This window comes from Pseudomonadota bacterium (assembly GCA_037200975.1).
In the GTDB taxonomy this organism is placed as follows: Bacteria; Pseudomonadota; Gammaproteobacteria; order Steroidobacterales; family Steroidobacteraceae; genus CADEED01.
In genome coordinates, this window is sequence record JBBCGI010000001.1 from 3,398,232 (window position 1) to 3,419,657 (window position 21,426).

Genomic DNA, 21,426 nt, shown 5'->3' on the forward strand with positions numbered 1-21,426 from the left:
AGGTGAACTCTTGAACGCAGTGACCAGATCCGAACCGCTCGACATCGCCCGCGACCTGATCCTGCGGCCGGGCGGCCTCGACGATGCGCGCCTCGACCTGGCGCTCGCGCAGGTCATGTCGAGCTCGGTGGACTCAGCCGACCTCTATTTCCAGTTCTCCCGCGAGGAGAGCTGGGCGCTGGAAGACGGCATCGTCAAGGAAGGCAGCGCCAGCATCGAACAGGGCGTCGGCGTACGCGCCGTGGCAGGCGAGAAGACCGGCTTCGCCTATTCGGATGAAATCGTGTTGCCGGCGCTCGAGGAAGCCTCGCGCGCGGCGCGCGCGATCGCGGTACGCGGCACCGAACGGCCCGCGCACGCCGTCCTGCCGCTGTCCGGCCACAAGCTCTATCTACCCATCGACCCGGTCAGCAGTTTCACGTCGAGCGAAAAGGTCGCCTGGCTCGAGCGGGTCGACCGCGAGACCCGCAAGATGGATCCGCGCGTGCAGCAGGTGATGGCCAGTGTGGTCGCCGTTCACGAGGTGGTGCTGGTCGCCAACAGCGAAGGGCATCTCGCCGCGGATGTCCGTCCGCTGGTGCGTTTCAACGTGTCGGTGATCGTCGAACAGAATGGCCGGCGCGAACAGGGTTATGCGGGCGCCGGTGGGCGCATCACGCTGCCCGAGCTCGTGGCCGCCGACAAGCCGCTGCAGCTCGCGCGCGAAGCGGTGCGCCAGGCGCTGGTGAATCTCGATGCCGTGCCGGCGCCGGCGGGCTCGATGACGGTGGTATTGGGCCCGGGCTGGCCCGGCATCCTGCTGCACGAGGCGATCGGCCACGGGCTCGAGGGTGATTTCAATCGCAAGGGGACTTCGGCGTTCGCGGGACGGGTTGGCGAACGTGTCGCGTCCGAACTGTGCACGATCGTCGATGACGGCACGCTCTCGAAGCGCCGCGGCTCGCTCAACATCGACGACGAGGGCACGCCGACCCAGTGCACCACGCTCATCGAAAACGGCGTGCTCAAGGGTTATCTGCAGGACAAGATGAATGCGCGCCTCACCGGCACCGCGTCCACGGGTAATGGCCGGCGCGAATCGTTCGCACACATCACGCTGCCGCGCATGACCAACACCTACATGCGCCCCGGCAAGACGCCGCCCGAGGAAATCCTCGCGTCGGTCGAGAAGGGCATCTACGCGGTGAATTTCGGCGGCGGCCAGGTGGACATCACCTCGGGCAAGTTCGTGTTCTCGGCCAGCGAGGCTTATCTCATCGAGAACGGGAAGATAGGCGCGCCCATCAAGGGTGCCACGCTCATCGGCAACGGTCCCGACGTGCTCACGCGCGTGTCGATGGTCGGCAACGATCTGAAACTCGACGATGGCGTCGGTACCTGCGGCAAGGAAGGGCAGAGTGTGCCAGTCGGCGTCGGCCAGCCCACGCTGCGCATCGATGGGCTGACAGTGGGCGGCACCGGCTAATCCGCGAGCCTCGATTCGCTCTCGAGGCGCAGTACTTTCAGTCCGGCGAAGGTATTCACCAGGATCCACTGGTCATCGCTCACGGTGTTGAGCGTGACGTTCGCCAGTTTCATGTGCGTGGTGCGTGTCTCGTGATAACTGACATGCGCCGTCCAGGGATGCAGCCAGTTGCGCGTCACGGTGAAATTGGCACGAGTCGCACGTGTTTCCGGCCGGATGATCGACATTCCCTTCGCGGCCATGCTGACGTAGTCGCAGAACTCGGCCTTGCCACCATCGATGTCACGCGGCTGATCCGGCGCGGTGTGATCGCGAATCGCGACGACCAGATCGTCGTGGAGCAGCGCGCAGTACGCTGCGGATTCGCCTCGCAACGAGAGCGACTCGAGTTCGTCCAGAAATCGAGTCGCACCGCTTTCGGACAGTTTTACCGGGCCCGCTCCATAAATGCCCACGCCGAGCAGCAGCAACAACGCGAGGATTTTCTTCATCGACGCCTCATGCCATGAATTTGCGCTAAATCACATCGAATGCAGCTGCCGGGAACGCCTTACTCGCGAGCACTATCAACGCGCGCGCACGACACGGATGTCGGGAAAGTCGTAAGACTTTTGAGCGAAAGGATTCGCTCCGCGCCTACGCATGAATCAGACGCGGACATAAGCGCGTGCGCGTTTTGCGACATTGGAAAGTTTGTGAATCCCGGCACATCATGACCGCCAGATGGCCCAGCAAACTGCACATGCGTTTCAACCTCACGACACCGAGCGGAGTCCTTCGAACATGCGTAACGACACAGCGGCCAGCGGCGAATTTCGAATCAACCTTCCGCCCGATGTTCTGGCGGAAATGCGCCGTCAGACTGGCAGTGCCCGCGGCACGATGCAGGTCGATGGGTTTCGTCCCGGCATTCTGGGCCGTTTGATGGATCTGGTAACGGGCCGCCGCCGCTGATCGGCTCCGCCGCTGCAGGCGGCGATATGTGAAGGACGATCCGGGGGCAGCTCCGGACGTCCAGCGACCCGCCGGGTTTCTTCAGCCTGCGCCAGCCGCGTCTTCGCGGCCTTCTTCTTCGGCCTCTTCGTTCGCCGCATCGTCGACCACCGGCAGATTGTCGTGTGTGTCGGCCAGGTGCCGCGCGGCATTCTCGTCGACGTACAACATCTCGTGCTGACCCATGCTGATAACATCGCCGTCACGCAGTGTGTGCCGGCGCACGCGTTTGCCGCGAATCACGATGCCATTGGTGCTGTTGAGGTCTTCGATCACCGTGACGCCGTCGCTGCCGGTGATCAGCTGGCAGTGATGCCGGCTGATGAATTTGCTGTCGATCTGCAGGTCGTTGTCGGGCGTGCGGCCCACGACCTTGCGGCCGGGCACGAGGTGCAATTCGCCGGCGGCCTTGCCGTCGGTCGACAACAACACTTTTGAGATGATGCGTGTGGCGCGATCGCCGGGCGGTGTCTTTTCGTTGAGCCCCTGCCGCGCCTGGATCGCATGGACGCGCGCCGCGAACTCGACCCACTGCAGCTCGTTCACCGCGGAGGCAATGTCCGCGAGCGTCACGTGGTCGCGGTCTTCGTTGAAGGCGGCCATCATCGCCGTGTCGCACAACGTGTTGACCAGGCGCGGGATACCGCCGGAATAACGCACGATCTCGGGGTAGGTGTCTTCGGCGAAGATCTCGCGGCCCTCGGCTCCGGCCACATCCAGACGATGCAGGACGTAGAGCCGCAGGTCTTCGCGCGACAGGGCGCCAAGATGGAAACGTAGCCGCACGCGCTGCGCCAGCTGCACCAGTTCCGGAGAATCCAGCGTCTCGTTGAGTTCGGGCTGGCCGGCGAGAATGATGCGCAGCACTTTCTCCTTGGTCGCCTCGATGCCGGACAACATGCGGATCTCTTCGAGCACCTTCAGCGCGAGGTTCTGCGCCTCGTCGATGATGAGCAGCACTTTTCGGCCGGCGGCGTACTGCTCGATGAGGAAACTGTTGAGGGTCGCGATCAACTCGGCCTTCTTCATCTTGAAGGGCGAGAAGCCGAACTGGACCAGCACGGTCTGCAGGAATTCGACCGCATTCACCTGGGTCTGGTTGATCTGCGCGATGACCACGTCGGAATCGAGCTGACGCAGGAAACTTTCGATCAGCGTGGTCTTGCCGGCGCCGATTTCACCCGTGATCACGACGAAACCGTCGGTGAACCAGATGGTGGATTCCATGTACGCCTTGGCGCGGGCATGGGCCCGGGAAAGAAACAGGAATTGCGGATCCGGGCTTAAGCGGAATGGCAATTCGCGCAGCTTGAAGTTCTCGGAATACATGGGTGCCGGCCGATATTACGGTAAAGCCCGCCCCCATCAAGGAAACCCTGGGCGCTGTCTTACCGAATTGCGAGCCAGGTCGCGCGATCGACGCGGGACAACAGTTTAAAGGTACGCAAATCCCGGGACTTGGGGCTGGTTTCGGTCAGCGTCAGGTGGCCCAGCTTGCGTCCCGGACGGGCGGTTTTGCCGTAGTCATGCCAGTGCAGGCCGGCTTCACGCAGCAGGGGCTCGCGCGCGGGTAGTTCGCCCACCAGGTTGATCATGGCCGAGTGCCCGCGGGCGCGGGTGCTGCCGAGCGGCAGCCCGGCGATGGCGCGCACGTGGTTCTCGAACTGGCTGGTGTCCGCGCCCTCGATCGTCCAGTGCCCGGAATTGTGCACGCGCGGCGCCATCTCATTGGCGAGAAGTTTGCCCTTCTTCACGAAGAACTCGATGGTCAGCACGCCGACGTAGTTGAAATGCTCCAGTAGTTTGCGCGCGGCGCGTTGTGCCTGGCGGGTCAATACCGCGTTCCCATAGGGCGCACGCGTCAGCCGCAGGATGCCCTCGCGGTGCACGTTGAGGTTCAGTGGATAGAAGGCCACGGCGCCGTCGGCGCCGCGGACCGCGATGACGGAGACTTCGGCGTCGAACGGCACGAGGTTTTCGTACAGCAACGGCGCCTTGCCGAGCGCGTCCCACGCGGCGTCGAGGTGCGCGGGTTTGCGCAGCACGAACTGACCCTTGCCGTCGTAACCCATGCGGCGGGTCTTGAGCACGCCGGGCAGGCCGATGGTCTGGACGGCCGTTTCGAGCGACGCGCGGGAATCCACCGCCGCATAACGCGTGGTCGGAATCCCGAGCAGTTCGAAGGTGCGCTTCTCACTGAGGCGATCCTGGGCCGCCGCGAGCGCGCGCAGCGGCGGGGAAATGCGCGCCTTGCCGGGCAGGTTTTCCAGCGACTCGACCGGGATGTTCTCCCAGTCGAACGTGACCACCTCGCAACGCTGCGAGAGCTGCGCCAACAATTTCGCGTCGGTGAATTCGCCGGCCAGGATCGGGCCGACCTGGCCGCCGGGAGTCTGCGCATCGCGGTCGAGGAACAGGAAGTCCAGCCCGAGTGGATAGCCGGCGAGCGCCATCATGCGGCCCAACTGGCCGGCGCCGACGATGCCTATGGTCATTTCATTTCGCGACCGCGGGATCGCCGTTGGCCAGCACCTTCGCGGTCTGCTCGGCGCGGAATTTCTTGAGAGCCGCATCGAACTCGGGACGTTTGTTGGCGAGGATGGCGGCGGCCGCGAGCCCCGCGTTGGTGGCGCCGGCGACGCCGATGGCGAAGGTCGCCACCGGAATACCCGCCGGCATCTGCACGATGGAGAGCAGCGAGTCGAGACCATTGAGCGTCTTCGACTGCACCGGCACGCCGAGCACCGGCAACGTGGTCTTGGCGGCCGTCATGCCGGGTAGATGGGCGGCGCCGCCGGCTCCGGCGATGATGACTTCGATGCCGCGGCCTTGCGCGCTGGCCGCGTATTCGAACAACAGGTCCGGCGTGCGGTGCGCGGAGACGACTTTGGTTTCGTAGGGGATGCCGAGCTTGTCGAGAGCTTCGGCCGCGGCGCGCATCGTCTCCCAATCGGAAGTCGAGCCCATGATGATGCCGACCAGTGGTTTCATCGCGAAATACTAGGGAAGCGACGCGCCAGCCACAAGGGGCGCGTGTTTACGAGGCCGCTTCAAACAACCCGCGCAGGGTGCGGAACAGCTCGCGCGACGCGGTTGCCTTGCTGCCGGAATCCACACGGTCGCCCGTCGCCTTGACGATCAACGCCTGCAGGGATTTGCGGTCCGCAGCGGGCCGCCACTGCATGAGTTCGTCGAGCGCGTCGGGACCTTCGCTGAGCAGGCGCAGCCGCCACGCCTCGATGCGTTTGTGCTTTTCGGCATCCTGCGCGTGACCGTGCGATTCGGCCTCGAGCGCCGCCTCGATGGGCGCCGGGTCGATGTCGCGCATCAGTTTGCCGATGTACTGGCGCTGCCGTGCGAGCCCGCCGCGGCTGGTTATGCGCTTGGCGAGCATGATGGCGTCGAACAGCGTTTCAGGCAGTTCGAGCGCGCCGAGCTCTGATTCCTTGAGCGCGATGAGCCTGGTGCCGAGGCTCTGGGCGGCCTTGGCGTCGCGCTTGCGCGCGCTTTTGCTCGGGCCGCGGAATTCACCGAAATCGTCGTCTTCCTGCATCGTACAATTCTGCCATGCAAGCAATCGTTCAGCCCCGCCAAGAAGTCGATGGATCGCGAATTCCCGAGCTCGAGAGCATCGTTTCCGAAGCCCTGCAGCGCGCCAAGGCGCTGGGTGCCAGCCAGTCGGAAGCCGATGTGAGCCTGCAGAAGGGTCTGACTACCACGGTGCGGCTCGGCGAGGTCGAAACCGTCGAATATCAGCGCGATCGCGGCATGGGGATCACCGTGTACTTCGGCAAGCGCAAGGGGTCGGCGAGCACGGCCGACCTGTCGCCGCAGTCGGTGAGTGAAATCGTCGAGAAAGCCTGCGACATCGCCCGGTACACCGCCGAGGACGCATGTGCCGGCCTGGCCGACCCCGAAGAGCTCGCGCGCGACATCCCGGACCTCGATCTCGACCATCCCTGGGACATTTCCCCGGAAGAGGCGGTCGAATGTGCGCGTGCCTGCGAAGCGGCCGGACGCGCGGTCGACGCGCGTATCACCAATTCCGAAGGCGCCAGCGTGAGCAGCCATCGCGGCGTGCGCGTGTACGGCAATTCACATGGCTTTCTTGCCGGGTTTCCATCGACCAGCCATAGCGTGAGCTGTGCGCTGCTGGCGCAGGTGGGCGAGGACATGCAGCGCGATTACTGGTACGGCTCGGCGCGCGACGCGCGCGATCTCGAGAACGCCGAGAGCATCGGGCGCAAGGCGGGCATTCGTGCGGTAGCGCGGCTCGGCGCGCGCAAGATCGCCACGCAAAAGGCGCGCGTGTTGTATGCGCCAGAAGTCGCGCGCGGATTGATCGGCCATTTTCTCGGCGCGATCCGCGGCAGCAGCCAGTACCGCAAGAGTTCGTTCCTGCTGGGCGCGGCGGGCGAGCAGGTATTTCCGTCGTTTCTCGAGTTGCGCGAGCGGCCGCATATCCTCAAGGCGCTGGGCAGCAGTCCGTTCGATGGCGAAGGCGTGGCCACGCGCGACCGCGAGCTGGTGAGCCGGGGCGTTCTGCAGGGTTACGTGCTGGGCAGTTACTCCGCGCGCAAGCTGGGATTGAAGACCACCGGCAATGCCGGCGGTACACACAACCTGCTGGTGGAATCGACCACGGGCGGCGTGGAGATCGGTGCGTTGCTGCGCCAGCTCGGCACCGGGTTGTTAGTCACCGAACTGATGGGGCAGGGCGTGAACGGCGTCACCGGCGATTATTCGCGCGGCGCATCGGGCTACTGGATCGAGAACGGCGTGCAGGCGTATCCGGTGCACGAAATCACCATCGCGGGGAATCTCAAGCAGATGTACCGCAACATCGCCGCCATCGGCAGCGACGTGGATCTGCGCGGCGGCGTGCGGGTAGGCTCGGTGCTGCTCGAAGAAATGACCATCGCCGGCGAATAAAGGGGACATGCCTATTTTCCGGGCCGGTCTTTTTCCGGAACTCGAAGGGCGCGCTCCCTCGAGCGCGAGCGAAGGGTCAAGATCCGCGCCGGAAAAAGACCGGCCCGGAAAATAGGCATGTCCCCTTTATTTGCGGCTCACCACGAATGATTCGTCGTTGAACCACAGGCCGCCGTGTTTGCGCAGCACCGCCTGCGTCGCGGGTAGATAGGTGCCGTTGCCGACCACCTCGCCGAGGCGTTCGTCCTCGATCTGGTTCACGTAGATCGCGGCATTCCATGCGGCGAACAACATCGACGTGCCGATGCGGTCGCCGACCTCGGCCGGCAAGGTGTGCATTTCATATCGAAAGATGGATTCGCTGTCGGGCGGGTCGGGCAGCGAATATTTCGCCGAGTCGGCGCCGAGCGCGTCACCGAGCACGGACAGCAGCCGGTGCCGGTCCACCTGGAACGGCGCTTCGCCCGGCCACAAGGAGCGCACGATCTCGAGGCCCGGATCGTCGCCGCGCGACTGGATCACGAGCAACCGGCCGCGCGGCGCGAGCCGGCGCGTCAGCGGCAGCAGCACCTTGCCCACCTTGAACTCCGCCGACATACGCGCGCGCCACGGCTGCGAGGCGAGGATGAAATCGTAGTCGACCGGCGGCGACTCCGGCCGCGGCACGACGCCGTCGAGCATGAACGCGTGATCTTCGCGGTAGATGACCAGCACCGAGGGCCGCACGTACACCGGGTTGCCGGACGATTCGCTCGGCCGCGTCGCCCAGCCGTAGTCGAGCACGCCGGACAATCCGTCGATCTGGTGCGCGTAGTCGTGCGACGAGCTGCCCTTCAACCGCAGCACCTGCCAGTTGAGCCGCGTGAGGTCTTCGCTGGCGCGCGGCCGCAGCGCCGGCGCGTCGGCATATTGCAGGTTGGTCACGACCAGCACGGTGGTCGGGTGTTCGCGAAAGCGATCCGGCATCTTCTCGAGCCCGAGCCGCACGTCCTCGCGGCTAATCTCCTTCGCAACCACGAGGTGCGGCACGTTCGGCCACGACGCATGCGCGCTGCGCATGATGCGCGCCAGCACGGTGGCATCTCCCATGCCGGCGTCGAACAGGTGCAGCGCTGGAGGCGTGGGGCGGATCTCGCGCAACTCGTCGGCAGCGCGATCGGCGACCTTCTGCTTCTCGTTGCAGGTGTTGACGAAGGCCAGGTACTTCTGGCGGTTGTCGTAGAACCGGAATGGCGTGTTGGCCGCGTCGGCCATCTTTTCCACGCGTGCTGGATCGGTCATGACATCCTCCGCCTAGCTACTTCGCGGTTGCGCGCCCCGCGACCAGGTCGCGTGTGATCCGCGTGACGTGTTCGCCCTGGTACATGCACATGTCGAGCTCGAGCGCGCTCGGCATGCGCATCTCGGTGCCGGCGCCGGTGATCGAGCTCGCGCCGTAGGGTGTGCCGCCGGTGACCTCGCGCATCGTGCTGAGGTCCTTGTAGGTGTACGGCAACCCGATGATCACCATGCCGAAATGCAACAGCGTGGTGTGGAATGAAGTGATCGTCGTTTCCTGGCCGCCATGCTGGCTCGCCGTGCAGCAGAAGACGCTGCCGACTTTTCCTACCATCGCGTGTTTGAACCACAACGCCCCGGTGCGATCGAGGAAATTGCGCATCTGGGACGCCATGTTTCCAAAACGCGTCGGCGTGCCGAAGATGATGCCGTCGTATTGATCGAGCTCGTTCGGGTCGGCGATCGGCGCGGCCTGATCCATCTTGAAGAATGACGCACGCGCGAGTTCCTCGTTCACGAGCTCGGGCACGCGTTTCACGACCACCTCCGCGCCGGCGACCCGGCGCGCGCCTTCGGCCTGCGCCTGCGCCATCTGCTCCACGTGACCGTAACTGCTGTAATAGAGCACGAGCATCTTCGTCATGAATTTCCCCTCAAAAGAATTCGAACAGGATTGTCAGGCGGCGGCCGGCACATGCCGGCGCGCGAACTCGGCCAGGATCTGGTTGTAGCGCTGCGGCGCATCGAGATTCGGCAGGTGCGCGGCCTCCTGCACGAACACATGTTCGGCGTCCGGCAGCAGCGCTTGCAAGCGCAGACCGGCGCGCTGGCGGCTGTCGAGATCGCGCGCACCGTTCACCACCAGCGACGGCGTACGGATGCGGCCCAGCGGCGCCTCGCCGATCCCCGGGTGCGGATCCGCGGGCGGGGCGAGCAGGTCGTGGCCCGGATACCGGGCGAGGATTTCGGCGAGCAGCTCGTGCAACCGCGGATCGGCGGTCAGCAGCTGGGTCAGCGGATGGGCGCGCCAGGCCGCACGGAATGCGGCCATGCCGCTGCGCGCAGCGAGCTCGCGGAACAGGGTCATTGGCAGGTCGGCGTCCGCCAGCGGCGGTGCGCCGTCGAGCACCAGTCCCCGCGCGGCGCCAGGATGGCGTGCCGCGAACTCCAGCACCACCCGCGCTCCCTGCGACGTGCCGACCAGCAGCGGGTGGTCGATCCCGAGCGTGCCGAGCAGCGTGTGCAGGTCGACGACGTCGTCCATCAACGAAGGTTTGCCGGTAGATAGGCCGAAGCCGCGCCGGTCGTAACGCACCACGCGCTGGCTGGCGGCGAGCGCCGCCTGCGGCTGCCACACATCGAGATCCAGCGTCCAGCCGTGCACCAGCACGACGGCGGGGCCCGCGCCCTCGTCGCGGTAACGCAGACGGGCGCCGGGCACTGCAAGGTGGCGGTCCGCGGCGTTCATGAGAATTCGGATACCGAAAAAGATTTCGCAATCAGGCTACGAGTGCAGACCCGCAGCGTCAAGCACGGGGCGCCGCGTTCAGATCTGCGCGCTGAGTGCGATGCCCGGCAGCCGGGCCAGCTCGACGGAAATTTCGCGGCTCGCCTTGCGCAACATGGCGAAACGCTGGCGCACCAGCGAAGCCTTGGAGACGCGGCGCGAATGACTGGAGCTGTTCAACGCGGCCACCACGCGCCCGGACTGGTCGAACACCGGCACCGCAACGGCCACGACGCCATACGCGAGCTCGTCCTCGACCGCGGAGTAGCCGGCGCGCCGGCACTCGGCGATCAACGCCTGGAGTTTCTTCGGCTCGGTCACCGTCTGCGTGGTGAGCGCGACGAACTTCTGCGTGCGGAAATATTGCTCCAGGTGTTCGGGCGTGAGTCCGGCGAGCAACACGCGGCCCATCGAGGTGACGTGCGCGGGAAAACGGCTCCCGACGTGCGCTTCGAGACGCACCAGCGTGCGCACCGAGGTGCGCGCGACGTACACGATGTCGTGGCCGTCGAGCACCGAGAGCGCGGCGGAATCTCCGGTGAGGCGCGCCAGTTCCTCGAGGTGCGTCTTCGTCAGGTGCTCGATGTCCATCGATTCGAGATACGCGGCGCCGAGCTCGAGCACTTTCGGCCGCAGCAAGAAAGCGCGTCCGCGCTGCGTGACATACCCGAGTTCTTCCAGCGTCAGCAGACAGCGGCGCGCGGTAGCCGGAGGCATCTTCGCGGCCGCGGCGATCTCGGACAGCGTGAGCGAGGAGTGATCGCGGGAGAACGTCTTGATGACCGCCAGTCCCTTGGCGAGACCCCCCATCACTTCGCGGCGAGCGGAATTCTTCTGCGGCATCGGCGCCAGTCTATTTCGGTATGCGAACAAATGGGAAGCGTGGGAATGACTGACTTGACGGCAAGCGGCGCGCGGGTTCAGCATGCCGCGGCCAATTCGTTAATCGAACTTCGTTTCGATATGCGAAAAACTGCAGAGTTGGCGGGAGAGGGGGTTCATGAAGATCGGCTCGCAGGCGCAGCGTTCGTCCGCCATTTCCGCATCCAATGCGGACACGATCGTCGTGCGTGGCCGCGACCTGTGCGGCGAACTCGTCGGCGTGATCACGTTCACCGATCACGCCTGGTTGCTGGTCACCGGCGACCTGCCGAACGCGGCGCAGCGCCGCATGCTCGACGCCACGCTGGTCGCCATCGCCGAACACGGCCTCGTTCCCAGTGTCGCCGCCAGCCGCATGACGCTGGCCGCCGCGCCCGAGGCGCTGCAGGGCGCCGTCGCCGCGGGGATTCTCGGCTGCGGTTCGGTCATCCTCGGTTCGGCGGACGCCGCGGGGCGGTTGTTCACCGCCATCCTCGCGCGCGCCGCGAACGAGCCACTGGAAGCGGCGGCACGCACGGTGCTCGGTGAACTGCGCGCGGCGCGCGCACCGGTCGCCGGCTACGGACATCCGTTGCACAAACGCCAGGATCCGCGCGTGACGCGACTGCTGGCGGTGAGCACCGAGTCGGGTCTGAGCGGGCGCCACGTCGAGGTCGCGGGCATCGTAGAGAAACTCGTGCCGCAGATCTGGGGCAAACAGCTTGCGATGAACGTCTCCGGCGCGATCGCAGCCGTGTTGCTCGACGCCGGCTATCCACTGCTCGCGATCAAGGGCGTGCCGATGCTGGCCCGCACCGCCAGCCTCATCGCGCACCTGCTGGAAGAGCAGCAACGCCCGATCGGCTTCGTGTTGGCGGACGGCGGCGCATCCGCCATCGACTACGACGGCGTGCGGCCCGACGGCTTCGTGCCGGGCGAAGGTTGAGCGCCATGAAAGCCATGCAATCGGTATTGCGCGGAGTCCGGATCGTCGAACAGGGCACGTTCATCACCGGCCCCTGCGCCGGCATGATGCTCGCGGACCTCGGTGCCGATGTGATCAAGATCGAAAGCCCCGGCGGCGATCCGTACCGCGCCTATCAGGGCGGCCTGTATTCGCCGCACTTCCAGGCCTACAACCGCAACAAGCGCAGCCTGGTCTGCGATCTCAAGCAGAACGGCGACCGCGAATTGTTCGAGAAGCTGATCGTGGACGCAGACGTCTACATCCAGAATTTCCGCCCCGGCACCGCCGAGAAGTTAGGCGCGGGGCCCGCGCGGCTGCGCGAGCTCAATCCGCGCCTCGTGTACTGCTCCATCAGCGGGTTCGGTGGCGACGGCCCGTACGTCGAGCGGCCGAGCTACGACTCGGTGGCGCAGGCGTTGTCGGGTTTCCTGAGCGTGGTCGTCGACCAGGACCGGCCGCGGTTCCTCGGCCCGGCGCTCGCGGACGCGATCACCGGCATCTATGCCGCCTTCGGTGTATTGGGCGCGCTGCTCGAACGCGCGACCACCGGCCGCGGCAAACTCGTCGAAGTCTCGATGCTCGAAGCAATGGCGCATTTCGCGGTCGAGCCGTTCGCCGCGTTCTTTGCGCTCGGGGTTTCGCCCAAATCCTCCGATCGTCCGCGGCTCGCGCAGGCCTACATCCTGCGCACCTCCGACGCGCGACTGATGGCGATCCACCTGTCGTCGCTCGAGAAATTCTGGCTCGGCCTGTGCAAGGCACTCGACGCCGATGAGCTCAACCGCGACCCGCGTTTCAGCGAACGCCTGTCGCGCATCAAGAACTACGAAGCGCTGGGTGAAGAGCTCGACAAGCGCTTCAGCCGCCGCACACTCGCCGAGCTGTCGGAAAAACTGAATGCGAGCGACGTGCCGTTCGCGCCGATCAACGGCATCGACCAGGTGGTGGCGGATCCGCAGGTCGCGCACCTGGGCTTGATCGTGCCGGTCGATGGCGCGCAGGAGGGCGGCCGCGAAGCGGTACGGCCCGCGTTGCAATTCGACGGTCAGCGCGCGCAGGCGGTGACCGCCGCGCCGCTGCTCGATCAACACGGCGCGGCCATACGTGCCGCCGCGCTCGCCTCTTCGGCTTGGCAGGTCAACGACCAGGACGCGGCGTTGCGCCGCGCAGCGGGGTGAACATGGCGGATCGCAAGTTGTTTCCCACCACCGTGGTCGGCAGCATGCCGCAGCCGGAGTGGCTCATCGATCGCGCGAAACTCGCCGGGCGTTTTCCGCCGCGCGTGCGGGCGCGCGAACTGTGGCGCATCCCGGAAGCCTATCTGGATGAAGCGCAGAACGACGCCACGCTGCTCGCGATCCGCGCCCAGGAACAGGCCGGCCTCGACATCGTCACCGACGGCGAAATCCGCCGCGAGAGTTATTCGAATCGCTTCGCCACCGCGCTCGAAGGCGTGGACCTCGACAATCCCGGCAGCGCGCTCGATCGCAGCGGCCATCCGAATCCCGTCCCGCGCGTCGTCGGCAAGATCCGCCGCAAACATGCCGTGCAGGTCGAAGATCTGAAATTCCTGCGTGCGCACACCGACCGGCAGGTGAAGGTCACCGTGCCCGGGCCGTTCACCATGGCACAGCAGGCGCAGATCGACGCCTACGGCGGCAGCCGCGAAGCGGCCGCGATGGACTACGCGAAAGCCGTCAACGAAGAGATCCGCGACCTGTTCGCGGCCGGCGCCGACGTCGTGCAGATCGACGAGCCCTACATGCAGGCGCGACCCGACGAGGCGCGCGCGTTCGGCTTGAACGCGCTCAACCAGGCGCTCGACGGCGTGACCGGCACGACCGCCGTCCACATCTGCTTCGGTTACGCTGCGATCATCCACGCGCGGCCGTCGGGATATTCGTTCCTCTCCGAGCTCGCGGGCTGCAGCTGCCGCCAGGTGTCGATCGAGACCGCGCAGTCGAACCTCGACTGCAGCACGCTCGCGCCGCTCGCCGGCAAGAAGATCTTGTTAGGCGTGCTCGATCTCGCGAATCCCGACATCGAGACACCCGAGCTCGTGGCCGCCCGTATCCGGCGCGCGCTGCCGTACGTGCCCGCCGAAAACATCATTCTCGCTCCCGATTGCGGCATGAAATATCTGCCGCGTGACATTGCCGTTGGAAAACTGAAAGCCATGGTCGCAGGCGCTGCGATCATGCGTACAGAACTATCACGCGCCGCGTAGGAGTTTTCTCATGCACCTTCCAGGAAAATTGTCTTCGCTCGGCCTGATTGCAGTCGCGGTCGCCGCGGCACTCGGGGCACCTCCCGTCATGGCGCAACAATCCGAGGAGATCGAAGAAGTCCTCGTCACCGCGCGCAAACGCAGCGAGTCGTCGCAGGACGTACCCGTCACCATCAACGTGTTCACGCGCGAGCAGATCGAATCGGCCGGCATCACCAAGCCCGCGGATTTCATCGCGCGCGTGCCGAACATGACGCTGGTCGAAACGCAGAACGCGGGCAACTCGTTCGTCGTGGTGCGCGGCATCTCGCAGGCGCGCAACAGCGAGCCATCGGTGGCGGTGCTGGTCGACGGCGTGCTCGAAACCAACCCGGCGGAATTCAGCCAGGAGCTGTTCGACATCGAGCAGATCGAAGTCCTGAAGGGACCGCAGGGCGCGCTCTACGGCCGCAGCGCCATCGGCGGCGCCATCATCATCCGCACGCGCGATCCGGGGGATGAGTTCGAAGGCCGCGTCAAGGTGGGCGCGGGCAACGGCTCGAGCAAACTCGTGCAGGCCGGCCTCAGTGGGCCGATCGGCGACACTTCGCTCAAGTACCGGGCCTCGGTGAGTTACAACGACACCGACGGCTATCTACCGAGCACGTACCTCGGTGGCAAGGCCGATCCTTCCAAGGACATCTCCGGCCGGTTCCGCATGAGCTTCGCGCCCAGCGACACCTTTTCCGGTGACTTCCGCGTTTCGTACAGCAAGCTCGAAACGCGTGGATTCTACTTCGTGATCCCGCGGGACGACGAGGCGAATCCTTTCTCCACGTTCACGACGCCGCCGAACGCCAACGACGTCACGAGCCCCATCCAGATCGACGACGCCGGCGAGGACAATCGCGACCTGTTCACCGGGGCACTGCGCCTCAACTTCGACCTGGGCGGCGGCACCTTGTCGTCGGTGAGCGCGTACAACAAGACGAAGGAGACCATCACCGGCGATGCGTACGACTTCCGTCCGGCGGCCAATTCCATTTTCATGGCGTTGCTGGGCACGGACCTCAACCAGAGCCAGTTCCTCGACGTCAAATCGTACAGCCAGGAAATCCGCTTCACGTCCGACGATGAAGGGCGGTTCCGCTGGATCACGGGTGCGTACTTCGTGCACACCGATCGCTTCATCTCGACCGGCAACAATGTGAATGACGGCACCGGCGTGCGGCCCGTCTATCACTCGCCACGGCTCACGGGGAGCAACCCCAGCGCGTCGTTCCTCGCGGATACACAGGACAACGACGCATGGGCCTTGTTCGGCGATGCCACCGTCGAGCTCACCGATCAGCTCGAACTCGACATGGCTGTGCGTTACGACGAGGACAAACGCGAGAACACCACGGATACGCCGACTGCTTTCCTGCCTCTGGGCTCCACCGGTTTTGAGGGCGAGGTGCAGTCACATACCTGGAGCGAAACACAGCCCAAGGTGACGTTGCGTTACAAGCCGTCGGATGACATCACGTTCTACGGTGGCTGGAGCCGCGGCTTCCGCAGCGGCGGATTCAACCAATCCGGCGTTGGTGCGGTTGCCGATGAGAATGGAATCGCGGGCGTGAACGACCGGTTCGAAGCCGAAGTGGCCGACACGACGGAAGTGGGCTTCAAGGGCCAGTTCCTCGATCACCGGCTCAACCTCGGACTGAGCGTCTACAAGACCAAGTCGACCAACGGTTATTTCTTCGTGTTCCTGGCCGCCAACTCGACCCAGAACCTCGGCAATCTCGACGCCGACTTCAAGGGTGCGGAATTCGAGATCAGCGGCAAGATCGGCGACCGGCTGGAATTGTTCGCCAGTGCCGGATATACCGATAGCGAGATCACCGGCATGGAAGATCCGAGCGTGATCGGCAACCAGGCCCCGCTGGTGTCGAAGGTGACATACAACGCCGGTGGGCAGTATCGTCAGCCGCTGAGCGGCGATCTGAACCTGACCTTCCGTGCCGACCTCCAGCACATCGGCGAGACCTGGTGGGAGCCGTACAACCTGACCTCGCGCGATCCGATCGACCTCATCGATGCGCGCATCGGGCTGGAAGCCAAGAACTGGTCGGTCACGGCCTGGTCGAAGAATCTCGGTGACGAGAAATACAACGCCGAGTTCTCGCCGGGCGGGTTCTTGTTCCGCGCGTTGCCGCGCCGTTACGGCGTCGAGTTCAGTTATTCGTTCTAGCCTGGAGTAGTTAGCAATGGCCACGAAAGCATCCCTGCCTACTCGTCTGCACCACACCGCGTACGTGTCGCGGGATCTGGAGGCGACGCGCAAGTTCTACGAAGAAGTCATCGGACTGCCGTTGCTCGCCACGTGGTGCGAGAAGGACATGCTGTTCGGGGCCGAGCGCACTTATTGCCACCTGTTTTTCGGGCTGGCCGACGGCGGCGCGCTGGCGTTCTTCCAGTTCGCGGATCCCGCCGACCAGGAGCTGTTCGGGCCGAAGATGCCGTTCTCGCCGTTCCATCACATCGCGCTGCACGTCGACAAGGAAACCCAGGACGGCATCGAGAAGCGGCTCAAGGATGCGGGATTCAAGGAGCCGCAGTCGTTCGTGCTCGAACACGGGTACTGCCGTTCGGTGTACGTCACCGACCCGAACGGCATGATCGTGGAATTCACGCACGATCATCCGGACGTCGAGAACATCAACAAGATCGCGCTCGGCCGCGCGCACAGCGAGCTCAAGCGCTGGCTCGCAGGCGATCACACCTCGAACAATACGTTCCGCTGATGCGGACCAGTACCGACCGCATTCTCACTACTCATGTCGGCAGCCTGCCGCGGTCGCAGGCGGTCACGGACGTGTTGTTCGGGCGCGAACACCACACGATCACGGACGCGGCGGCGGCCGGCAAGATCATCGCGGACGCGGTGGAAGCGGTGGTGAAGCGGCAGGTGGCGGCCGGCGTCGATGTGGTGAGCGACGGCGAGATGAGCAAGATCTCCTACGCCACCTACATCGCGGACCGGTTCACGGGTTTCGATGGCGATACGCCGCGCGATCCGGGGCAGGACCTGGTCGAGTTTCCGCGGCTGCTCGAGAAGCTGGCGAAGCTGGGGTCGACGGCGAAATACCGCCGGCCGAAATGCGTGGGCGAGATTCGCAACAAGACCTTCGAGCCGCTGCAGGAAGACCTGCGGAATTTCGGCCGCGGTGTCGCGGCGGGCAGTCCGGTCGATGCGTTTCTCAATGCGGCTTCGCCGGGCGTGATTGCGATCTTTCAGCCCAATGATTTTTACAAGACTGCCGATGAGTACCTCGAGGCGGTCGCGGAAGCACTACGCGGCGAATACGAGGCCATCGTCGCCGCGGGGTTCCTGGTGCAGATCGACGCGCCGGACCTCGGCATGGGCCGCCACACGATGTATCGCAATGCGACGGTGGCCGAATACCTCGCGCACGCCGCACGGCATGTCGAAGTGCTGAACCACGCGCTGCGCAATGTGCCGGCCGCGCGGGTGCGCATGCACTGCTGCTGGGGCAACTACGAAGGGCCGCATCACCACGACGTGCCGATGCGCGATCTGCTGCCGGTGCTGCTCAAGGCCAAGCCACAGGCGCTGCTCTTCGAAGCGGCCAATCCGCGCCACGCGCATGAGTGGACGGTGTTTCGAGATACGAAGCTGCCCGATGACAAGATCCTGATTCCGGGAGTGTTGAGCTCGACGACCAACTACGTCGAGCACCCGGAGCTCGTCGCCGAGCGGTTGTTGAGATTCGCGGACATCGTCGGTCGCGAACGCGTCATGGCGGGCTCGGACTGCGGCTTCAGCACCTTCGCCGGCTTCGGCGCGGTAGACCCGGACATCGTCTACATGAAGCTTGCGGCGATGGCGGAAGGGGCGCGGATCGCCAGCCGCAAGCTGTGGGGCTAAGTCGGTGCGGTAAGTCGGTGCCGGGTCGGACTTAGCGCGCGCGGCCCCGCAGCGCACCTACGCCATCCAAGCTAAGTCCGACCCGGCACCGACTTACAACACCGCAACCTACTCTTCGATCAGATCCCGCAGCGTCATCTCGCCGCAGCTCTTGCGCCAGGCGGCATCCATGGTGCCTGCGATGGCGTCGACCGCCGGTATCTTGATCGTGCGCGAAGACACCTGGCCGGCTTTTTCGTTGCGCGCGATATCCATGATTTCCTGGATCGAGATGTTGCCGAGATCGCGTGCCGGCAGCAGCCGTTCGTCATCCGCCAGCGTGAGCAGGTGCGCGCCTTCGAGCGCATTCACGATGCGCGAGATCGCGATGCCCGGCATGCCGAGTTCGTGTGAGATGCTGTCCACCGACCAGCGGTTCTTGCCGTCGTGATACGACCGCGCGATCAGGTACATCACCTTGAGCGTGAGTGTTTCGCGCTGTACCGCGGACATCCGCAGCTCGGTGAGCCCGAGCCGCAGGTAGTTGCGGTTCTGCACGTAGAACGACAGCTGCGCGCCGACCAGCAGGATGAGCCAGCCGAAGTAGGTCCACAGCAGCGCGGCGACGATGATGGCGAAGCCGGCATAGACGATGGTGAGGCGTGTCGAGAACACCACCAGCGCGGTGAACAGTTTGCCGACGGCAGCCCACAGGACTCCAGCCGTGACCCCGCCGATCAGCGCGGGTTTCCACTTCACCTTCGTGTTCGGCACGAACATGTAAACCGCGGTGAAGATCGCCGCGACCATGAAATACGGCGAGACCTCGAGGCCCCAGGAAGTCATGCGATCCCAGAACGGCACGAATCGTCCAAAACCCGCCGACGCGGTATCGAGTGCGTTGTGCGACAGGCCGATGAAACTCACCACCACGATCGGGCCGACGATCAGCAGCGCGACGTATTCGGTGACGCGGCGCGCGAAGCTGCGCGCATGTTCCACGCGCCACAGGAAATTGAAGCCGTCCTCCACTTTCTTGATGGTGCCTAACAAGGTCCAGAGCAGCAGGGCGAGACCCAGCGAGCCGACCACCCCGGTGCTGACACTGTCCGCAAACTGCATCACCTTCGCGGTGAACTGGGTCGCGCTCGCCTCGCCCATCGGTTTGAAGAATTCGTAGATGATCGGGCCGAGCTCGCGATGCGCCCCGAACGCCTTGAGCACGGCGAACGCGAAGGCGATGAGCGGCACCAGCGACAGCAGCGTCGCGTACACGAGACCCATGGCATATAGATTGATCTGGCCGCGCGATAGATCGCGCAGCAGCGCGTACGGATAACGCAGCAGGCGCAGCGTGAGCGCCCCGGGAGTTGTTCCTTCGGAATACTCGCCGAACAGGTATCGGTCGAGCCAGTTCCAGAACGCGAGATACATGGGGGCGGAAGAGTAATTGGCTGACACCCCGGTGTCACTCGATTAGATTGCCGCGCATGCCGGCCAGTTTTCCTTCACGCATCGTCTGTCTCACCGAGGAGACCACGGAGACGCTGTACCTGCTGGGTGAGGATCGGCGCATCGTGGGTATTTCGGGGTTTACCGTGCGGCCGCCGCGCGCGCGCCGTGAAAAACCCAAGGTGTCCGCGTTCACCAGCGCGAAGATCGACAAGATCGTCGCGCTGCAGCCGGATCTGGTGCTGGGCTTCTCCGACTTGCAGGCGGACATCGCGGCCGAACTGATTCGCGCCGGCATCGAGGTGCACGTGTTCAATCACCGCAGCGTGGCGGAGATCCTGCGCATGATCGCGACGCTGGGTGGCATGGTGGGGTGCGAGGGAAAGGCGGCGGCGCTGATCGCGCAGCTCGAGGTGGGTGTCGAGAAGGTGCGGCAAAGCGCCGCGAAGTTCACGCGCCGGCCGCGGGTTTATTTCGAAGAATGGGACGAGCCACAGATCTCGGGGATCCGCTGGGTGTCGGAGCTCGTCGGCATTGCGGGCGGCGACGATGTGTTCCCCGAGCTCGCGCGGGAATCGCTGGGCAAGAACCGCATCATCGCGGATCCGCTCGAAGTGCCACGGCGCTCACCCGACGTGATTCTCGGCTCCTGGTGCGGGAAGAAGTTCCGGCCGGAGAACGTGGCTGCGAGAGCAGGGTGGATCGATGTGCCCGCAGTGCGCGACGGGCATCTGTACGAGGTGAAGTCTTCAATCATCCTGCAACCAGGACCGGCAGCGCTGACGGACGGACTGGCGGAGATCCACCGCTGCCTATCTATCTGGGCTGATGGTGCGGAGAATAGTGGTGCCGGGGTGCAATTCTCGTAATTAAGTCGCCGTCCTCGTGCGCGCCGGCGCCGGCTTAATTACGAGAATTGCACCCCGGCACCACTATTCCGTGAGGCGTTTCAGGGCTTCCTGGTAGTTCGCGCTGGTTTTCGCGATCACTTCGGCCGGCAGCTTCGGGCCCGGCGCTTTCTTGCCCCAGTCGAGCGTCTCCAGATAGTCGCGCACGAACTGTTTGTCGAACGACGGGGGGCTGATTCCTTCGCGCCAGGTATCCGCGGGCCAGAAGCGCGAGGAATCCGGTGTCAGGACTTCGTCGATGAGCACGAGACCACCATCCGGTCCGTGCGCGAATTCAAACTTGGTGTCCGCGATGATGATGCCGCGCGCGCGCGCATGCGCGGCCGCGAATTCGTACAGCGCGATCGCGGTGTCGCGCACGCGCGCGGCCACGTCCGCGCCGACGATCTTCACCGCTTCATCGAAGCTGATCGTCTCGTCGTGTTCGCCGAGTGCAGCCTTGGTGGAAGGCGTGAACAGCGTCTGCGGCAGTTTCGCGGCCTGCCGTAGCCCCGCCGGTAGTTTGATGCCCGAGATCGCGCCGGTCTTCTGATAATCCTTCCACCCCGAACCGATGACGTAGCCGCGCACCACGGCCTCCAGCGGCACGGTCTTGAGCCGCTTGACGATGACCGCCCGGTCCTTGATCTGCGCCCGGTCCGCCGGATCGGCGACCACCTCTTCGATCGCACGCCCGGTGAGATGGTTAGGCACGATGTGCTGCGTGCGCCCGAACCAGAAATTCGAAATCGAATTGAGCACGCGCCCCTTTTCCGGAATCGGATCGGGCATGACCACGTCGAACGCCGAAATCCGGTCGGTGGTCACGATCAGCATGGAATCCGCATCTATCTCATAGATGTCGCGCACCTTCCCCGTGTGGATTTTCTTGAGGCCACGCAACGAAGTCGTGTGGACGGGCGAGGCTGGGCTGGTCGCTGGTAGCATAGTTGCCATGAATAGTA

General features: G+C 64.8%; 21 protein-coding genes. 10 read left to right on the forward strand and 11 right to left on the reverse strand.

From position 1 onward, the window contains the following. Positions 1–10 precede the first annotated feature (10 nt). On the forward strand, positions 11–1,465 hold the full coding sequence (gene tldD / locus WDO72_15315; GenBank protein MEJ0087046.1) for a metalloprotease TldD: 1,455 nt from the start codon (positions 11–13) through the stop codon (positions 1,463–1,465). On the opposite strand, the gene WDO72_15320 is transcribed toward tldD, so the two are convergent. Beyond that, positions 1,462–1,956 carry a hypothetical protein gene (locus tag WDO72_15320; GenBank protein MEJ0087047.1) on the reverse strand — a complete coding sequence of 165 codons (495 nt, stop codon included), beginning with the start codon at positions 1,954–1,956 and terminating at the stop codon, positions 1,462–1,464. The genes tldD and WDO72_15320 overlap by 4 nt on opposite strands. A gap of 292 nt (positions 1,957–2,248) precedes the next feature. Here WDO72_15320 and WDO72_15325 point away from each other — a divergent pair, with 292 nt between their 5' ends. Beyond that, positions 2,249–2,419 (forward strand): hypothetical protein, encoded by a 171-nt coding sequence (locus tag WDO72_15325; GenBank protein MEJ0087048.1) that lies wholly within the window; start codon positions 2,249–2,251, stop codon positions 2,417–2,419. Positions 2,420–2,500: 81 nt separating this feature from the next. On the opposite strand, the gene WDO72_15330 is transcribed toward WDO72_15325, so the two are convergent. The 4 genes from WDO72_15330 to yjgA are packed head-to-tail and all read right to left on the reverse strand — an operon-like array spanning position 2,501 to position 6,011. Continuing rightward, entirely contained in the window at positions 2,501–3,787 is a 1,287-nt protein-coding gene (locus WDO72_15330; protein ID MEJ0087049.1) for an AAA family ATPase, read from the reverse strand. Between the two features lie 59 nt (positions 3,788–3,846). Then, positions 3,847–4,953: a 5-(carboxyamino)imidazole ribonucleotide synthase gene (locus WDO72_15335; protein MEJ0087050.1), complete on the reverse strand. Its 1,107-nt coding sequence runs from the start codon at positions 4,951–4,953 to the stop codon at positions 3,847–3,849. A gap of 1 nt (position 4,954) precedes the next feature. Further along, a complete protein-coding gene (purE, locus tag WDO72_15340) occupies positions 4,955–5,449 on the reverse strand; it encodes a 5-(carboxyamino)imidazole ribonucleotide mutase (protein MEJ0087051.1) in 495 nt (164 codons plus the stop codon). A 46-nt stretch (positions 5,450–5,495) separates the two neighbouring features. Further along, positions 5,496–6,011: a ribosome biogenesis factor YjgA gene (gene yjgA, locus WDO72_15345; GenBank protein ID MEJ0087052.1), complete on the reverse strand. Its 516-nt coding sequence runs from the start codon at positions 6,009–6,011 to the stop codon at positions 5,496–5,498. A gap of 14 nt (positions 6,012–6,025) precedes the next feature. On the opposite strand from yjgA, the gene pmbA reads away from it, so the two are divergent. Beyond that, entirely contained in the window at positions 6,026–7,390 is a 1,365-nt protein-coding gene (pmbA, locus tag WDO72_15350; protein ID MEJ0087053.1) for a metalloprotease PmbA, read from the forward strand. Positions 7,391–7,516: 126 nt separating this feature from the next. On the opposite strand, the gene WDO72_15355 is transcribed toward pmbA, so the two are convergent. The 4 genes from WDO72_15355 to WDO72_15370 form a co-directional block, all read right to left on the reverse strand. Then, positions 7,517–8,671 (reverse strand): hypothetical protein, encoded by a 1,155-nt coding sequence (locus WDO72_15355; GenBank protein MEJ0087054.1) that lies wholly within the window; start codon positions 8,669–8,671, stop codon positions 7,517–7,519. Positions 8,672–8,687: 16 nt separating this feature from the next. Next, positions 8,688–9,311: an NAD(P)H:quinone oxidoreductase gene (wrbA, locus tag WDO72_15360; GenBank protein MEJ0087055.1), complete on the reverse strand. Its 624-nt coding sequence runs from the start codon at positions 9,309–9,311 to the stop codon at positions 8,688–8,690. Between the two features lie 33 nt (positions 9,312–9,344). Beyond that, a complete protein-coding gene (locus WDO72_15365; protein ID MEJ0087056.1) occupies positions 9,345–10,136 on the reverse strand; it encodes an alpha/beta hydrolase in 792 nt (263 codons plus the stop codon). A 78-nt stretch (positions 10,137–10,214) separates the two neighbouring features. Next, positions 10,215–11,018, reverse strand: a complete 804-nt coding sequence (locus tag WDO72_15370; GenBank protein ID MEJ0087057.1) for an IclR family transcriptional regulator C-terminal domain-containing protein — start codon at positions 11,016–11,018, stop codon at positions 10,215–10,217. A 157-nt stretch (positions 11,019–11,175) separates the two neighbouring features. Here WDO72_15370 and WDO72_15375 point away from each other — a divergent pair, with 157 nt between their 5' ends. Genes WDO72_15375 through WDO72_15400 form a run of 6 tightly spaced genes read left to right on the forward strand, consistent with a single transcriptional unit; the run spans position 11,176 to position 18,143 of the window. After that, positions 11,176–11,982 carry a citryl-CoA lyase gene (locus tag WDO72_15375; protein MEJ0087058.1) on the forward strand — a complete coding sequence of 269 codons (807 nt, stop codon included), beginning with the start codon at positions 11,176–11,178 and terminating at the stop codon, positions 11,980–11,982. Positions 11,983–11,987: 5 nt separating this feature from the next. Next, positions 11,988–13,181 (forward strand): CoA transferase, encoded by a 1,194-nt coding sequence (locus WDO72_15380; protein ID MEJ0087059.1) that lies wholly within the window; start codon positions 11,988–11,990, stop codon positions 13,179–13,181. Positions 13,182–13,183: 2 nt separating this feature from the next. After that, complete coding sequence (locus WDO72_15385; GenBank protein ID MEJ0087060.1) at positions 13,184–14,230, forward strand: uroporphyrinogen decarboxylase family protein; 1,047 nt, start codon at positions 13,184–13,186, stop codon at positions 14,228–14,230. Positions 14,231–14,240: 10 nt separating this feature from the next. Further along, positions 14,241–16,445 carry a TonB-dependent receptor gene (locus WDO72_15390; protein ID MEJ0087061.1) on the forward strand — a complete coding sequence of 735 codons (2,205 nt, stop codon included), beginning with the start codon at positions 14,241–14,243 and terminating at the stop codon, positions 16,443–16,445. A 16-nt stretch (positions 16,446–16,461) separates the two neighbouring features. Next, entirely contained in the window at positions 16,462–16,998 is a 537-nt protein-coding gene (locus tag WDO72_15395) for a VOC family protein (GenBank protein ID MEJ0087062.1), read from the forward strand. Next, positions 16,998–18,143, forward strand: a complete 1,146-nt coding sequence (locus tag WDO72_15400) for a cobalamin-independent methionine synthase II family protein (GenBank protein ID MEJ0087063.1) — start codon at positions 16,998–17,000, stop codon at positions 18,141–18,143. The genes WDO72_15395 and WDO72_15400 overlap by 1 nt, the downstream gene beginning before the upstream one ends. Positions 18,144–18,251: 108 nt before the next feature. Here WDO72_15400 and WDO72_15405 read toward each other — a convergent pair whose 3' ends face one another. Continuing rightward, on the reverse strand, positions 18,252–19,556 hold the full coding sequence (locus WDO72_15405; GenBank protein MEJ0087064.1) for a YihY/virulence factor BrkB family protein: 1,305 nt from the start codon (positions 19,554–19,556) through the stop codon (positions 18,252–18,254). Between the two features lie 56 nt (positions 19,557–19,612). On the opposite strand from WDO72_15405, the gene WDO72_15410 reads away from it, so the two are divergent. Then, on the forward strand, positions 19,613–20,443 hold the full coding sequence (locus WDO72_15410) for a cobalamin-binding protein (GenBank protein ID MEJ0087065.1): 831 nt from the start codon (positions 19,613–19,615) through the stop codon (positions 20,441–20,443). Between the two features lie 63 nt (positions 20,444–20,506). Here WDO72_15410 and WDO72_15415 read toward each other — a convergent pair whose 3' ends face one another. Then, the gene (locus WDO72_15415; GenBank protein ID MEJ0087066.1) at positions 20,507–21,418 is read right to left on the reverse strand and encodes a phosphoribosylaminoimidazolesuccinocarboxamide synthase; all 912 of its coding nucleotides are present in this window, start codon (positions 21,416–21,418) and stop codon (positions 20,507–20,509) included. Between the last annotated feature and the right edge of the window lie 8 nt (positions 21,419–21,426).

Bases quoted from the DNA above. Each gene is read 5' to 3' on its own strand.
- WDO72_15320 (MEJ0087047.1), bottom strand. From the start codon at position 1,956: ATGAAGAAAATCCTCGCGTTGTTGCTGCTGCTCGGCGTGGGCATTTAT.
- WDO72_15325 (MEJ0087048.1), top strand. From the start codon at position 2,249: ATGCGTAACGACACAGCGGCCAGCGGCGAATTTCGAATCAACCTTCCG.
- WDO72_15330 (MEJ0087049.1), bottom strand. From the start codon at position 3,787: ATGTATTCCGAGAACTTCAAGCTGCGCGAATTGCCATTCCGCTTAAGC.
- WDO72_15335 (MEJ0087050.1), bottom strand. From the start codon at position 4,953: ATGACCATAGGCATCGTCGGCGCCGGCCAGTTGGGCCGCATGATGGCG.
- purE (MEJ0087051.1), bottom strand. From the start codon at position 5,449: ATGAAACCACTGGTCGGCATCATCATGGGCTCGACTTCCGATTGGGAG.
- yjgA (MEJ0087052.1), bottom strand. From the start codon at position 6,011: ATGCAGGAAGACGACGATTTCGGTGAATTCCGCGGCCCGAGCAAAAGC.
- pmbA (MEJ0087053.1), top strand. From the start codon at position 6,026: ATGCAAGCAATCGTTCAGCCCCGCCAAGAAGTCGATGGATCGCGAATT.
- WDO72_15355 (MEJ0087054.1), bottom strand. From the start codon at position 8,671: ATGACCGATCCAGCACGCGTGGAAAAGATGGCCGACGCGGCCAACACG.
- wrbA (MEJ0087055.1), bottom strand. From the start codon at position 9,311: ATGACGAAGATGCTCGTGCTCTATTACAGCAGTTACGGTCACGTGGAG.
- WDO72_15365 (MEJ0087056.1), bottom strand. From the start codon at position 10,136: ATGAACGCCGCGGACCGCCACCTTGCAGTGCCCGGCGCCCGTCTGCGT.
- WDO72_15370 (MEJ0087057.1), bottom strand. From the start codon at position 11,018: ATGCCGCAGAAGAATTCCGCTCGCCGCGAAGTGATGGGGGGTCTCGCC.
- WDO72_15375 (MEJ0087058.1), top strand. From the start codon at position 11,176: ATGAAGATCGGCTCGCAGGCGCAGCGTTCGTCCGCCATTTCCGCATCC.
- WDO72_15380 (MEJ0087059.1), top strand. From the start codon at position 11,988: ATGAAAGCCATGCAATCGGTATTGCGCGGAGTCCGGATCGTCGAACAG.
- WDO72_15385 (MEJ0087060.1), top strand. From the start codon at position 13,184: ATGGCGGATCGCAAGTTGTTTCCCACCACCGTGGTCGGCAGCATGCCG.
- WDO72_15390 (MEJ0087061.1), top strand. From the start codon at position 14,241: ATGCACCTTCCAGGAAAATTGTCTTCGCTCGGCCTGATTGCAGTCGCG.
- WDO72_15395 (MEJ0087062.1), top strand. From the start codon at position 16,462: ATGGCCACGAAAGCATCCCTGCCTACTCGTCTGCACCACACCGCGTAC.
- WDO72_15400 (MEJ0087063.1), top strand. From the start codon at position 16,998: ATGCGGACCAGTACCGACCGCATTCTCACTACTCATGTCGGCAGCCTG.
- WDO72_15405 (MEJ0087064.1), bottom strand. From the start codon at position 19,556: ATGTATCTCGCGTTCTGGAACTGGCTCGACCGATACCTGTTCGGCGAG.
- WDO72_15410 (MEJ0087065.1), top strand. From the start codon at position 19,613: ATGCCGGCCAGTTTTCCTTCACGCATCGTCTGTCTCACCGAGGAGACC.
- WDO72_15415 (MEJ0087066.1), bottom strand. From the start codon at position 21,418: ATGGCAACTATGCTACCAGCGACCAGCCCAGCCTCGCCCGTCCACACG.